Origin of the sequence: Polaromonas sp. JS666 (genome assembly GCF_900103405.1) — a bacterium.
GTDB lineage: Bacteria > Pseudomonadota > Gammaproteobacteria > Burkholderiales > Burkholderiaceae_C > Polaromonas.
The window spans coordinates 452,472-465,789 of sequence record NZ_FNHX01000002.1; the positions used below are offsets into that span (position 1 = coordinate 452,472).

The following is a 13,318-nucleotide window of genomic DNA, read 5'->3' on the forward strand; positions in this document are numbered from 1 at the left end:
TAAGGCCACCTGACACAATCCGGTGTATTTGGCCTTACCAGGAGGTGCGTGTGTATTGGTGCTTACCCGTGGCCTGGGAGCCCAACCAGCGTGAAAAGACGAAAAAAAAGCCTGCGCAATTGCACAGGCCTGACCAGGGGGAAGTTGACTAGCTCATGACCATTCGCGACGGCTCTCGACCCAGCGCTGCTCGGAGGCTTGCAGATGCGCGCGCATGGCGGTCTGTGCGGCCAGCACGTCCCGGTTCTCCAGGGCGCGCAAGATGGCCTCGTGCTCCTGCAGCGCAATGGCCCAGGTCTGGCCGGTTTCGGAATGCGCGCTCAGGCGCGCGGCAATCGGGCTGTGGCGCTCGTCAAATAGCTCCCCCACCAACCGCTCCAGCACGGAGTTGCCCGTCATGGCTGCAATCGTCTGGTGAAACTGCCGGTCAAAAGCCAGGGGCGAGCGGTTTTGCGCCACGGCGGACAGCATGTTGTCCAGAATCTGGCGCAACGCCGACAGTGCTTCGGGCGTGGCTTTGGCGCAGGCCTGCAGCACGACGGTTCCCTCGATGGCGGCGCGCGCCTGCATCAGCTCGATCGGGCTTTCACCCATGGTGGCCAGGGTCTGCGGCTTGCGCTGGGCTGCGCTGCAGACATACACGCCGGCGCCCATGCGCACTTCCACGCTGCCCTCGATCTCCAGCGCAATCAGCGCCTCGCGCACCGAGGGGCGCGAGACGCCCAGTTGCTGGGCCAAATCTCGCTCGGGCGGCAGCCGCGCACCCGCGGTGTAGTTGCCCTTGTCAATGAAGGCGCGAATCTGGTCGGCTATTTGTTGGTAGAGCCGACGGTTGTCGACCTGTTTGAGTTGGTCCAGCATGGGTCCTTTGCGTGACGTGCAGTTTATGCGACGGCGGGTGTTGCCATGGGTGATGAGCAAAAAGGTAAGGCCAATTCAACACCAAAAGTACTGGCCTTACCAATTTTAGAGCTTTGAAGCCCAAGCACGCCTATTGTTTCAACACAAAGGCCGCCAAGGCCTTGAGCTCCTGCGGGCTCAGGTTGGCAAAAGGCGGCATCACCACCGGGCCCCATTTGCCCGAACCGCCCGCCCTTATGCTGGCTTCCAGTTTGGCCTGGGCCTGTGGATCGCTTTTGTACCGGGTCGCGACGTCGTGGTAGGCCGGCCCGACGATTTTCTGCGCCACCGCATGGCAGCCCAGGCAGGCATTGGCCTTGAGCACGGCCTGCACATCGACGGCCGCGGCCGGGACGCCCGGGGCTGCAGCGGGCACCGGCGCTGCCGCCACCGGCCCCAGCGTGGGTTTGGCGCCGCCATAGGTCACGGCCAGGTATTCGCCGATCTGCGCCACGTCGCCGTCGCTGAGCGGCGCGGCATAGGCATGCTCCATCTTGCGCACCTCGGCGGTCCACTGCGCGGCCGTCATGGCCGGCGGCTGCTGGCTGATGTAGTCGGCCGAATGGCAGATGCCGCATTTCTGCAGCGCAAGCTGGTAACCGGCCAGCTTGGAGGGCTTGAGCCTGGCGGTTTCCAGCGGCAGGGTCACGCTCTGCACGGCTTGCGCCCATGCGGCGCCACAGCCCAGGGCCAAAGCGGCCGCGGACAGAACACGCATGGCAATCAAGTTGAGGATATTCATGGCGATCCCCTAGACCGCCAGCAGGCGCGTGGTTTCAACAACGTTGCGCGCATAACCGCCGGGGTTCCAGCTGGCCGTGGCGGGCTGTATATCACCCTGCATATTGGTGGCCCGCACCATGAGCTTGAACTCGCCCTTGCGCGGAGCCGCCATGCCGAAACTCCATTCGCGGAACGAAAAGCGCCCCAGGTCTTTGCCCAGCGCCGCCTCGCGCCACTGCTGCCCGTCTTCCGACACCTCGACCTTGCGTATGCCGCTGCCGCCGTCAAAGGCAATGCCCTTGAGCTGCAGCGGCTTGCCCGCCGGCACGCGCGCGCCGCCCGCCACGCTGGTGATGAAGGAGCGCACCGGCAGCGTGGTGATGGGCCGCGTCGCCGTGGGCGCCGTGCCGGCCGGCACGCACTGGCAGGCGTTGTCGGGTACACGGTAAGCCGTGGACATGAAAAAACCGTCAAAGCCGTGGTCCATCACGACGATCTCGCTCAGGTGCTTGACCCAGTAGGTGCCGAAGTAGCCCGGCACGATGAGCTTGATCGGGTAGCCATTGAGGAAAGGAATGTCGGCGCCGTTCATGGACCAGGCCACGATGGGCTCGGCACTGAGCGCCAGGTCTATGTTCAGGGCCTTGATGAAGTCCGGCGTCTTGGGCAGCACCGGCGTGTCCAGGCCGTTGAACGCCACCTGCCTGGCACCGGGCAGCACGCCGGCTTTTTCGAGCACCGCGCGCAGCGGCACCCCCACCCAGCGCGCATTGCCCATGGAACCGTTGCCCAGCTGCGCGCCGAAAACGCGCGGCTCAAAAAACCCGCGGCTGTTGCCCGAGCACTGGTTGACGGCCACCACCTCAACCGGCGCGGCCAAGGCCTTGAGTTCGGCCAGCGAGAGTGACAGCGACTGTTTGACATGGCCACCGACGCGCAGCCGGTAAGCCGCGGCATCTATGCGTTTGGGAATGTTGGCCAGGTGGTAGCGCACGAAGAAGGCATTGTTGGGCGTGATCACCCCTTCACCGAAGGCGCTGAACGGTGTTTCCAGGTGCGGCGGCCGCGTGGTCACACGCAACAGCGGGCGCTTGCCCGGGTAGGTCACCAGTTCGCGTTCGCCATTGCCGAAGGGCAGCGTTTCATGCCCGGCCGCGAAAGCCTGGAGCGGCAACGTACCGATGGCCGCGGCCCCCAGGCCGGCGCACTGCAAAAAAACTCTCCTGCGGGCATCGTGCTCATCGCGATGGTTCATGGGCGTCCTCCTGGTGGGGATGAAGGTTTGCCGCGGGGCGGCTGCCGATGCGTCCATGATAGGCCAGCCGGCGCCGCGGCGATAATCCGCGCAGCTCTCCCCGCAGTCCCCTTATCCATGAAAGCCATGATTCCCATGAAAACATTGACCACCGCACTGGCCTGCCTCGTGATTTCCACCGCTGCGCTTGCCGCCGCCCCGGCCGAAACCCTGCCCAGCGGCGTCAAGGTCGTGCACACGGCCGACGGCACCGGCCCGCAGCCCAAGGCGACTGACACCGTCAAAGTGCACTACCGCGGCACGCTGGCCGACGGCAAGGAGTTCGACAGCTCCTACAAACGCGGCGCGCCCGCCAGCTTTCCGCTGAACCGTGTCGTGCCCTGCTGGACCGAAGGCGTGCAAAAAATCAAGGTGGGCGGCAAGGCCACGCTGACCTGCCCGCCCGCCACGGCCTATGGCGAGCGCGGCGCCGGCGGCGTGGTGCCGCCCAATGCCACGCTGACCTTTGAGGTCGAACTGCTTGCGATTGAAAAATAAGCGCTAGGCCTCCAGCGCGGCCAGCAGTGCTTTGTCAAAAGCAGCGGCCCGCTCAAACTGCAGCCAGTGGCCGGCGTCCTCCACCAGCGCCAGGCCCCTGAAATCCGCGGCCCGCGCCAGGGCCTCCCGCAGCGCATCGAGCTTGCCGCGGTACAGCGCATCCTCGCGTCCATAAATTGCCCACACCGGGCAGTGCAGCCGCGCCAGCGTCTGCGCCAGCGCATCGGTGCGCGCCAGGCTGCGGCCCTTCATGCGGTCGCGCAGCACATTGGCAATGTGCAGGCGCAGGGCCAGTTCATCGATGGCCTCCTCGTGGTGCAGCATCAGCGCCGCGAGGTTGTGCCTGTGTATCGCGTCGCGCTCGGCCGCATCGGCCAGGTGCCGCCAGGCGCGCAGGCGTATGGCTTTTTCGGGCGCCACACCGAGGCCGGGCGCGCCCACCAGCACCACACGCGCGGCCCGGGCCGCAAAACGCTCGGCCAGGAAGCCGGCCACCATGCCGCCAAACGAAAATCCCACCAGGTCGCAGGCCGCATCGCCCACCAGCACGGCCAGCCCCTGCTCCACCGGCTCAGGCAATACGTCGGCATCGGTGCCGCGCGGCGGCGCCGCTGAATCGCCAAAGCCGGGCAAGTCGGGCACCAGCAGCCAGCGGCCCGACGCGGCCAGCGTGCTGATGTTGCGCAGCCAGTGCATCCAGCTGCCGCTGCCGCCGTGCAAGAGCACCAGCGGCGCAAGCCCGGGCCTGCGCGTGGCCTGGCCCCAGGTATGCCAGACCATGGCGCCATCGCCGCAAGGGGTTTCAAAACGGCTGGCTGTGCGCAGCAACGCGTGCGCCTCGGGAGGTAATTGAATGTCCGGGAGATCGCTCATGCAGGGTTTATACCCTGCCACCCGTGCGGCCATAGGGAAGCTCCTAAACTGGCCCGTCGCGCTTCACTCACGAGGCGCCAGCCCCAGATTTCCATGATCCCTTTTTCAGTCCTTGACCTGTCCCCCATCGTCAAAGGCGCCACCGCCGCCGACGCATTGCGCAACACCCTGGCCCTGGCCCGGCATGCCGAGCAGCTGGACTTCAAGCGCTTTTGGCTGGCCGAGCACCACAACAACCCCGGCATCGCAAGCGCGGCCACCGCGGTGGTGATAGGCCACGTGGCCGGCGGCACCAACACCATCCGTGTGGGCTCGGGCGGCGTGATGCTGCCCAACCATTCGCCGCTGGTGATCGCCGAGCAGTTCGGCACGCTGGCTTCGCTCTATCCCGGACGCATTGATCTGGGCCTGGGCCGCGCGCCCGGCACCGACCAGCTGACTGCCCGCGCGCTGCGCCGCGACCACCAGAACAATGCGGACACCTTTCCGCAGGACGTGCAGGAGCTGCGCTACTACTTTGAAGACATAGAGCCCGGCCAGAGAATCCGCGCCGTGCCGGGCGCCGGCCTCAAGGTGCCGCTGTGGATACTCGGCTCCAGCCTCTTCGGCGCCCAGCTGGCCGCCGCGCTGGGCTTGCCCTTTGCCTTTGCCTCGCACTTCGCGCCCGACATGCTGATGCAGGCGCTGGAGGTTTACCGCAGCCGCTTCGAACCCTCGGTGCAGCTGGGCAAACCCTACGCCATGGTCGCCGCCAACGTGGTGGCCGCCGATACCGACGAGGCGGCCCGCTACCAGCTCACCTCGGTCCAGCAGGCCATGACCAACCTGCTGCGCGGAACGCCCGGCCCCATGCCGCCACCAATAGACGATATCGACGCTTACTGGTCGCCGGCCGAGCGGGTGGGCGCACAGCGGATGCTGAAATATGCGGTGGCGGGGTCTCCCGCCTCCGTCCGGGAGGGTTTGCGTTCTTTTATCGCCGAGACCCGGGCGGATGAGTTGATGGTGACCACGCATATTTTTGATCCGGCGATTGCCCGGAGGTCGCTGGAGATCACCGCACAGGTGCGTGACAGCCTATAGGCCGTCATGCCTGCCGCAGTGCCAAGCAGAGCAAATCGCTATTGTTTTTATAGCTAGCTGCATCCGCTTTCATTAGGCTGGGCCCCTGTAACGCCCTTGGCCGCGATCCAGCGGCCGGACCGGCCTGGCGGATGGGCGCCATTTGGCATGGATCATGCTGAGCCTGAAGTGCCGTTCGCCGGCGCTATCCCAGTTTTCGATATGGCTCAATCCTCAGTCCCCGAACGCCACACCCTTTTTGACGATGCGCAGGGCATCTTCACGGGTACCTTGTTTGTGTCGCTGGCGATGGTGATCTTCAACCAGGCCGGGCTGCTGACGGGCGGCACGGCCGGCATGGCCTTTGTGCTGCACTACGCCACCGGCATCAGTTTCGGCAAGCTGTTCTTTCTGGTCAACCTGCCCTTTTACTGGTTCTCATGGACCCGCATGGGGCGCGAGTTCACCATCAAGACATTCCTGTCCATTGCATTGCTGTCGCTGCTGGCGGACTGGTCGCCCAGGGTGCTGGATATCGCGGACATTCATCCGCTGTATGCCGCGCTGGTGGGCGGCCTGCTGCTGGGAAGCGGTTGCCTCTTTCTGGCCCGGCACCGGGCCAGCCTGGGCGGCGCCACCATCGTGACGCTCTACCTGCAGGAAAAGCACGGCTGGCGCGCAGGCAAGGTGCAGATGGCCATTGACTCTATCGTGGTGCTGCTGGCCTTGCTGGTAGTGCCGCCCGAACGCGTCAGCTATTCCGTGATGGCCGCCGTGCTGATGAGCTTGTTCCTGTGGGTCAATCACAAGCCCGGCCGCTATACGGTGACTTGAGCGGCTCAATCGCCTCCGCCCACCTTGCCCCGTGAAGACTTGATGTCCGAGCGCCGGCTTTTGCCCGCGAGCCGCCGCTGCTTGGACCCATAAGTCGGTTTGGTCGCCCGCCGCGCCTTGGGCGGTATAGAGACGCCATCCACAACTTCCTGCAGCCGCGCCAGCGCATCGGCGCGGTTCATCTCCTGCGTTCGGTGCTGCTGCGCCTTGAGCACCAGCACACCCTCCTGCGTGATGCGGCTGTCGCTGCTGGCCAGCAAGCGCTCCTTGACGGCATCGGGCAAAGAGGACGCGGCGATGTCAAAGCGCAAATGAATGGCGCTGGACACCTTGTTGACGTTCTGCCCGCCCGCGCCCTGGGCGCGTATGGCGCTGAACTCGACCTCGCGTTCGTCAACCGGGAATTTCGGCGGCGCGGCCATGCCAGTCGTCGCCCGGGCCGCTTCAGCCGGCCAGTTGGGCCAGGCCTGCGATGGCCAGGGCGTAGCCCTTGACGCCGAAGCCGGCCATGACGGCCTTGGCGGCCGGCGAGATGTAGGAGTGGTGGCGAAAGGCCTCGCGCGCATGCACATTGCTGATGTGCAGCTCGATCAGGGTCACGCCCGCGCCCTTAATGGCGTCATGCAGGGCCACGCTGGTATGGGTGTAAGCGCCCGCATTGAGCACCACGCCGGCCAGGGTGCCGGCGGCCTGCGCGCGGCCCGCCTCATGGATGGCGTCTATCAGCGCGCCTTCATGGTTGCTTTGCCGGAAGTCCAGCTTGAAACCATGGGCCTTGCAGGCCTGCACGCACAGCGCCTCGACGTCGGCCAAAGTCTGCGAGCCGTACACGGCCGGTTCGCGCGTGCCCAGCAGGTTGAGGTTGGGGCCGTTGAGGACCAGGGCTGTTTTCATGAAGCAAGTCTTTCCAGGGGTTCAGGGTTGACGAGGGTTGGCTGCGAGGTCCCGCAGCGCGACAGTTTCGCCGGTGGCGATCGAGCGCCGCACGGCTTCCACGGCCAGCAGGCTTTGCAAGGCATCCGCGACCGTGATTATCGGCTCTGCCCTGCCGTCTATCAAATCGCAGAAATGGTCCAGCTGCGCCTGCAGCGGATCCACCGCCTCCAGGGCCAGGGTGTGTTCGGTGAAAGGCGTCATCCAGCCGGGCTCGCCGCGGCTGTCGGGGCCATGGGTCCAGGCTTGCAGGGTGGGCACGGCCAGCGAGCCCTGCGTGCCGGCGATGAAATAGCAGTCTTGCGAGGCATAACGCGCATAGGCCGTGTTCTCGCCCGAGGTCTGCTCCCAGCTGCGCGGCGAGGCCACGGTGTCCGAGAGCGTGAAGGTGCCCAGCACGCCGCTGGCGAATTTCAGTGTCATCACCGCCGTGTCTTCCACCGCGAACTGCCGCACCGCGTTGGATGCGAGGGCGTGGACCGACTCCAGCTCGCCGCACAGGTAGCGCAGGTTGTCCATCTCGTGGATCAGGTTGATCAGGATGGGGCCGCCGCCGGCCTGCGCGCGCCAGGTGCCCAGCGCAAAATAACTGTCCGGCTTGTAAAACTGCGCGCTGCCCGCCACCGTGACCACGCGGCCCAGCAGGCCAGACTGGATGGCGCGACGCGCCGCCTGCAGCGTGCCGCTGTGCCGCCTGTGGTGGCCCACCAGCATGGGTGTGCTTTGCTTGGCCAGCGCATCGGCCAGTTGCAGGCCGGCCTCCAGCGAATCGGCCACGGGTTTTTCAATCAGCGCCGGCACGCCCTGGCGCGCGCAGGCCAGCGCACCGGGTACATGTAAATGGTTGGGCGTGGCCAGGATCACACCGTCGGGCCGGGCTGAGGCCGGCCCTGCGAACAAGGCCTCCAGGCTTTCAAAATGCGGCACACCCAGGCCGGCGGCAAAGTCGCGCGCGGCCGGCTGCGGATCCACCACGGCGCACAGGCGGGTGCGCGGGCTGGCCTGTATGAGCTCGATATGCCGCCGGCCTATGACGCCGGCACCCGCGACCGCAATGCCCCGCACCGCCGCGGCTGGCTGCGCCATCTCAGCCCTGGCTTTCGAAAAAGCGCTCCAGCAATGCGGCAAAGGCAGCCGGCTGCTCGACAGCGCTCAGGTGCGCGGCCGGCAAGGTTTGAAGCTGGGCGCCCGGAATGCTTTTGCAGATCGCCTCGGACATGGCCACGGGCGTGGCCTCATCGCGCGTGCCGGCAATCACCAGCGCGGGGCACTGGATGCCGCCGTTGCCGGCGCGAAAGTCTATGCCGGCCACCGCCTTGCAGCTCGCGGCATAGGCCGCCGCGTCGGTACCCACCAGCCGCTCCCTCAACACGGCCACACGCTGCTTGCCGCCGCCCGCTTCATCGGCGCGGAACTCCGGCGTGAACCAGCGCTGCAGCGCGCCGTCGGCAATCGCTTCCATGCCTTGGGCCAGCACCGTCTGCACACGCGCCGCCCACATGGCGCGCGCCGCTTCGTCGTAATACATTGCCGCATTGGCGACCGTGATGCTTTTGACCAGCTGGGGATATTCCGCAGCCAACGCCTGCGCGGTCATGCCGCCCATGCTCAGGCCCACAAAATGCACGGGGCCGCCGCCCTGCGCTGCGATAAAACCCGCCGCGTCATCGGCCAGCATCGCCATGCTGTAAGCGCCTGGCACGGCTTCCGAGCGGCCGTGGCCGCGGTGGTCGTAGCGCAGCACGGTGTAGCGCGACTTGAGCGCGGCGGCCACGCCGTCCCACATGCCGAGTTCGCAGCCCAGCGCATGGCTGAGCACCACCACCGGGCCGCTGCCCTCCTGGGTCCAGTGCAGATAAGGTTTTTTCATGCTTGCCCCTGCGGGAGCAGGCCTTTTTCACGCAGGATCTCGCCGGCCAGCGCAAAGGCATGGTTGGCGGCGGGAACGCCGCAATAAATCGCGGCCTGCAAGATGACTTCCTTGATCTCGTCGGGCGTGAGCCGCGATTCGGGCGGACCGTCCAGCGCGGCGCGCACATGCATCACGAACTCCTCATAGGCCTTGAGCGCGATCATGGTCGACAGCACCATGAGGCGGCGCGTCTTGTCGCCCAGCGCCGGCCGGCCCCAGATCTCGTTCCAGGCATAACGCGTGATCAGGTCCTGGAACTCGCTGTTGAAGGCATTGCTTTTGGCGATGGACTTGTCCACCCAGGCGTCGCCGAGGACGCGGCGGCGGTTGACCATGCCCTTTTCGTTGTCACTTTTCGCGTTGCTCATGGATTCACCTTGCTGCGTTTGTTGTCGTCGGGTTGCGAAACCAGGGCCTGCAGCGCATCGGCCTGGGCGTGGGCCTGGGCCGCGGCCTGCGTGGCCAGTTCGGGGTTAAACCATTCCTCGGCCGCATCGGGCGGCAGCTCGGCGCGCAGCGCGTCCAGGTTGGCGCGCATGCGCTGAGTGTCCACCTGCAGGCCGGGCAGCGCATGGGCCATGGCGCGCACCGAGCCGTGCGCCGACATCAGCAGGCCCGGCCATTCGGCCAGCTCGGCCTGCCAGTTGCCCAGCGCGCGCTCGTGCTCTTGCGGCATGGCGGCCAGCAAGGCGGCCACGCGCTGCGGCGCGCGCGCGCTGGCAGCCAGCGCCACCATGCAGGCAACCGGGTTGCGCTTGTGCGGCATGGCCGAGGAACCGCCGCGCCCGGGCTCGGTGGGCTCGGCCAGCTCGCCGATCTCATACTGGCCCATCAGCGAAATATCCTTGGCGACCTTGCCCAGGCTGCCCACCAGCAGGCCCAGCTCGCAGCCCAGCGCCACCCATTCGTCGCGCTGGGTGTGCCACGGGAAGGCGCTGGCCTTGAGCTTCAAGTCGGCGGCCATATGGGCGATGATTTGCGGGCCCTTGCCCTGCATTTGCGCCAGCGTGCCCACCGCGCCGCCCAGTTGCACGGCCAGCGCGTTGTCGGCGGCAACACGCAGGCGCAGCAGGCTGCGCGCCAGCGGCGCGGCCCAACCCGCGCATTTAAAACCAAAACTCGTGACCGAGGCCGGCTGCATCAGGGTGCGGGCCATCACCGGGTCGGCCGCGTGGCGACGCGCCAGCACCAGCAAGGCCGCCACCGCCTTGCGGATGTCGGCCTCGACCAGGTTCAGCGCATTGCGTGTCACCAGCGCCAGCGCGGTGTCTATGACATCCTGCGAGGTGGAGCCGAAATGCACATAAGCAGCGGCCTCCTTGTTGAACAGCGCCACGGTCTCCTTGAGGCTTTTGACCAGCGGGATCGCGATGCTGCCGGCGCGCCCGCTTTCGCGCACGATCTTGGCAACGTCGAAAAGCTCGACCTTGCAGGTGCCGACGATGGACTGGGCGGCCGCCTCGGGAATCAGGCCGGCGCCGGCCTGGGCGCGCGCCAGCGAAGCCTCAAAGCGCAGCATCGCGTCAATGAAGTTGCGCTCGCTGAACGCATCCAGGACTTCGGGCGTGGAGAGAAAACCTTCAAAAATACTGCTCATTTCGTGGATTCTCAAAAAACAATCACAGATGTTTTTGCACCGGGCCGCGAGCGGGGAGGCGTCATTTTTTCAGGCGCATCTGGTTGGGCAGCGGCACTGAACGGCGCAGCACGTCCTCACCCAGCCACAGGGCCGAACGCCAGGCGCGCTCCGCCACCGAGGGCAAGGGCATTTGCTGGTAGTCGTCGTTGAACACCTCAAAGCTGTAGTCGCCGCGGTAACCCAGGCCGTGCAGCCGGGTCACCAGCGTGGCCAGCGCCTCGCTGTGCACGCCCTCGCCCGGGAACACGCGGAAATGCCGGGCCGTGGCGATGCGCTCCTCGACCGACTTGATTTCGGTCCACATGAAGTCGGCCAGTTGCACCAGGAAGATCTTGTCCGGGTCCAGGATGTCGAGTTCCTCCAGCGAGGTGTTCGTGGCGAACATATGGTAGGAATCAAAACCCAGGCCCAGGTTGGGCATGTCGGCCTGGCAGATGATCTCCCAGGCCTGCGGAAACTCGTTGACCACGCGGCCCCAGGACAGGGCCTCGTAGGCGATCTTGATGTTCATGGGGATCGCCAGCATGGCCAGCTTGCGCAAATCCTTGACCAGCGCGGCGGTCTCGCCCGTGGCATGCACCGAGGTCGAGGAGCAGACCAGCAGCAGCCGGCAGTCCAGCGCATGGCACATCTCCAGCATGGACTTGGCGATGTCCATCTTGTAGTCGTGCAGGTGGCCCGACAGGCCCTCGAAGTCGCGCAGCACCTGAAAACCCGTGACGCGCAGGCCGCTGGCGCGCACCGCCGCCACGGCGGCCTGCATACCCTCGGGATGGCCGACGATATCCCTGGCCGCCAGCATGATCTGCGTGAAGCCGGCTCCGCGCACGGCCTTGAGCTTGGCCTCCAGCGGCCCCGCGAGCGAGATGGTGTCCATCCCGAAGTCGTCAATGTTTCCGCTGTAGTGGCTCATGGTGTGTGCCGTCCGTTCAGCGCTCGTTGTGGACCAGCTCGAAGCTCACGCTGCCCATCCAGGTACGGGTCAGCGCGCCGCGGTCCTCGGTGTGCACGCCGCGCGACTCGACAAACTCCACGCCGCGCTTGGTGAGTTCGGCCACCGAGGCCAGCACGTCGGGGCTGCCCAGGCCCACGCGCTGCAGGGCCTCGTCGCCCTCCACGTCCAGCACGCTGGCTTCGGGCTCTATCAGCTGCAGGTAAAAACGCGAGGCCGCCGGGCAGGGGCTGCGCAGGATGCGGCCCTTGGGCAATATGCCGAAGCGCTGGTCGTCGGGCAGGTCGGTGAAACCAAAGAGCTCTCGGTAGAACTCGGCCCAGTCCTCGGTGCGGTCGTTGCCGATGTACTGCACGACACCGAAAAAATGCAGGCCGGCCACGGCCGGCGGGTGCGGGTCCACGGTCGGGATGGGCACGAAGTCGACGTCGTAGATCGAGAAGGTCTCGTAGCGGTCGACAAAATAAATGCGGCTCTTGCCCACGCCGTGGATGGCCGGGATGTTGAGCTCCATCACCTCGACACGCGAAGGCACGGCCCAGGCGCCGCGCGCCAGGGCGCGGCGGTAGGCCTCGGCCGCGTCGCGCACGCGCAGCGCGACGGCGGCGATCACCGGCTTGTCGGTGGGCGCGGCGCCGTCGGGCATGGCAGGGATGTGGGCGTTGACGATGACGTTCATGCCGCCCTGCCGGTACAGCATGACCTCGCGCGAGCGGTGCCGCGCCACCGGCCTGAAACCCATCATCTCCAGCACCTGGCCCAGGGCCTGCGGCTTGGAGGTGGTGTATTCGATGAACTCGATGCCGTCCATGCCCAGCGGGTTGGCGACTTCGGGGATGGCTTCGCGGTCGGCGGGGGCTTGTGTGGCGGTGCTCATGGTGTTCTCCCGGTCAGGTGTTCCAGACAGATCAGGCGGCCTTCACGGTCGCGCCCGGCACATGGCCGCCGCCCAGAAACAGGCGCTCGATGTTGGGGTCGGCCAGCAGTTCGGAGGCTTTTTTGTGCAGCACCAGCTGGCCCGATTCCAGCGCGATGGCGTCGTCCGATATTTTGAGCGCGCTTTTGACGTTCTGCTCGACCATCAGCACGGTCGTGCCCTGGGCCGCCAGCTTTTGCAGCAGCTTGAACACGTCCTGCACCACCATGGGCGACAGGCCTATGGAGGGCTCGTCGATCAGCAGCACCTTGGGGCGCAGCAGCAGCGCTCGGCCGATCTCGAGCTGCTTTTGCTCGCCGCCCGACAGCGCCGAGGCCTGCGAATGCAAACGTTCCTTGACGCGCGGGAAAAACTCCAGCACCTCGGGAATGCGCTCGTGCGTGGTCTTGGTGCCCAGGGTGATGCCGCCCAGTTCCAGGTTCTGGAACACGGTCAGCTGCCCGAACAGGTTGCGGCCCTGCGGCACAAAGGCAATGCCCTTGGCCAGCAGCTCCTTCTGGCTGGCGCCGGAGATCTCCTCGCCGTCCAGCAGGATGCGGCCCTGGCGCGGCTTGAGCAGGCCGAACAGGGTTTTGAGCACGGTGGACTTGCCCGCGCCGTTGGGGCCCAGCAGCAGGGTGATGGAGCCGCGCCTGACCTTGAAGGACAGGTTGTTCAGGATCATGAAATCCTTGTACCCCGCCACCACGTCGTCGAATTCAATGCAAATATCTCTTGTCATATCAATCCAATCTCTACGAAGCACCTGTCTATCGCTTTTC

General features: G+C 66.1%; 16 protein-coding genes. 3 read left to right on the forward strand and 13 right to left on the reverse strand.

Going from position 1 to position 13,318, the window contains the following annotated elements; genetic code table 11:
- Positions 1 to 153: 153 nt before the first annotated feature.
- The 3 genes from BLQ85_RS06495 to BLQ85_RS06505 all read right to left on the reverse strand — a co-directional run bounded on the left by BLQ85_RS06495 (position 154) and on the right by BLQ85_RS06505 (position 2,878).
- Complete coding sequence (locus BLQ85_RS06495; RefSeq protein ID WP_074575507.1) at positions 154 to 861, reverse strand: FadR/GntR family transcriptional regulator; 708 nt, start codon at positions 859 to 861, stop codon at positions 154 to 156.
- Positions 862 to 991: 130 nt separating this feature from the next.
- Positions 992 to 1,642, reverse strand: a complete 651-nt coding sequence (locus BLQ85_RS06500; RefSeq protein ID WP_074575508.1) for a SorB family sulfite dehydrogenase c-type cytochrome subunit — start codon at positions 1,640 to 1,642, stop codon at positions 992 to 994.
- 9 nt (positions 1,643 to 1,651) lie between these two features.
- A complete protein-coding gene (locus BLQ85_RS06505; protein ID WP_074575509.1) occupies positions 1,652 to 2,878 on the reverse strand; it encodes a SorA family sulfite dehydrogenase catalytic subunit in 1,227 nt (408 codons plus the stop codon).
- A gap of 135 nt (positions 2,879 to 3,013) precedes the next feature.
- Here BLQ85_RS06505 and BLQ85_RS06510 point away from each other — a divergent pair, with 135 nt between their 5' ends.
- Complete coding sequence (locus BLQ85_RS06510; RefSeq protein WP_074575852.1) at positions 3,014 to 3,415, forward strand: FKBP-type peptidyl-prolyl cis-trans isomerase; 402 nt, start codon at positions 3,014 to 3,016, stop codon at positions 3,413 to 3,415.
- A gap of 3 nt (positions 3,416 to 3,418) precedes the next feature.
- On the opposite strand, the gene BLQ85_RS06515 is transcribed toward BLQ85_RS06510, so the two are convergent.
- The gene (locus BLQ85_RS06515) at positions 3,419 to 4,288 is read right to left on the reverse strand and encodes an alpha/beta fold hydrolase (RefSeq protein ID WP_254779725.1); all 870 of its coding nucleotides are present in this window, start codon (positions 4,286 to 4,288) and stop codon (positions 3,419 to 3,421) included.
- Between the two features lie 93 nt (positions 4,289 to 4,381).
- On the opposite strand from BLQ85_RS06515, the gene BLQ85_RS06520 reads away from it, so the two are divergent.
- Together BLQ85_RS06520 and BLQ85_RS06525 are read left to right on the forward strand one after the other, a co-directional pair.
- Positions 4,382 to 5,371: an LLM class flavin-dependent oxidoreductase gene (locus BLQ85_RS06520; RefSeq protein ID WP_074575511.1), complete on the forward strand. Its 990-nt coding sequence runs from the start codon at positions 4,382 to 4,384 to the stop codon at positions 5,369 to 5,371.
- 201 nt (positions 5,372 to 5,572) lie between these two features.
- The gene (locus BLQ85_RS06525) at positions 5,573 to 6,184 is read left to right on the forward strand and encodes a DUF6198 family protein (protein ID WP_074575512.1); all 612 of its coding nucleotides are present in this window, start codon (positions 5,573 to 5,575) and stop codon (positions 6,182 to 6,184) included.
- A 5-nt stretch (positions 6,185 to 6,189) separates the two neighbouring features.
- Here the strand turns inward: BLQ85_RS06525 and arfB are convergent, their stop codons facing one another.
- From arfB to BLQ85_RS06570, 9 genes are all read right to left on the reverse strand, one after another.
- Positions 6,190 to 6,606 carry an alternative ribosome rescue aminoacyl-tRNA hydrolase ArfB gene (arfB, locus tag BLQ85_RS06530; protein WP_074575513.1) on the reverse strand — a complete coding sequence of 139 codons (417 nt, stop codon included), beginning with the start codon at positions 6,604 to 6,606 and terminating at the stop codon, positions 6,190 to 6,192.
- A gap of 22 nt (positions 6,607 to 6,628) precedes the next feature.
- A complete protein-coding gene (gene aroQ, locus BLQ85_RS06535; protein ID WP_074575514.1) occupies positions 6,629 to 7,078 on the reverse strand; it encodes a type II 3-dehydroquinate dehydratase in 450 nt (149 codons plus the stop codon).
- 21 nt (positions 7,079 to 7,099) lie between these two features.
- A complete protein-coding gene (locus tag BLQ85_RS06540; protein WP_074575515.1) occupies positions 7,100 to 8,203 on the reverse strand; it encodes a Gfo/Idh/MocA family protein in 1,104 nt (367 codons plus the stop codon).
- Position 8,204: 1 nt separating this feature from the next.
- The gene (locus BLQ85_RS06545; RefSeq protein ID WP_074575516.1) at positions 8,205 to 8,987 is read right to left on the reverse strand and encodes an alpha/beta fold hydrolase; all 783 of its coding nucleotides are present in this window, start codon (positions 8,985 to 8,987) and stop codon (positions 8,205 to 8,207) included.
- On the reverse strand, positions 8,984 to 9,397 hold the full coding sequence (locus tag BLQ85_RS06550) for a carboxymuconolactone decarboxylase family protein (protein WP_074575517.1): 414 nt from the start codon (positions 9,395 to 9,397) through the stop codon (positions 8,984 to 8,986). The genes BLQ85_RS06545 and BLQ85_RS06550 overlap by 4 nt, the downstream gene beginning before the upstream one ends.
- Positions 9,394 to 10,626, reverse strand: a complete 1,233-nt coding sequence (gene pcaB / locus BLQ85_RS06555) for a 3-carboxy-cis,cis-muconate cycloisomerase (RefSeq protein WP_074575518.1) — start codon at positions 10,624 to 10,626, stop codon at positions 9,394 to 9,396. Before pcaB ends, BLQ85_RS06550 begins: the two co-directional genes overlap by 4 nt.
- A 61-nt stretch (positions 10,627 to 10,687) precedes the next feature.
- Entirely contained in the window at positions 10,688 to 11,581 is an 894-nt protein-coding gene (locus BLQ85_RS06560; protein WP_074575519.1) for a sugar phosphate isomerase/epimerase family protein, read from the reverse strand.
- Positions 11,582 to 11,597: 16 nt separating this feature from the next.
- A complete protein-coding gene (locus tag BLQ85_RS06565; protein ID WP_074575520.1) occupies positions 11,598 to 12,497 on the reverse strand; it encodes a 4-hydroxyphenylpyruvate dioxygenase in 900 nt (299 codons plus the stop codon).
- 31 nt (positions 12,498 to 12,528) lie between these two features.
- The gene (locus BLQ85_RS06570; protein ID WP_074575521.1) at positions 12,529 to 13,278 is read right to left on the reverse strand and encodes an ABC transporter ATP-binding protein; all 750 of its coding nucleotides are present in this window, start codon (positions 13,276 to 13,278) and stop codon (positions 12,529 to 12,531) included.
- Positions 13,279 to 13,318: the final 40 nt, after the last annotated feature.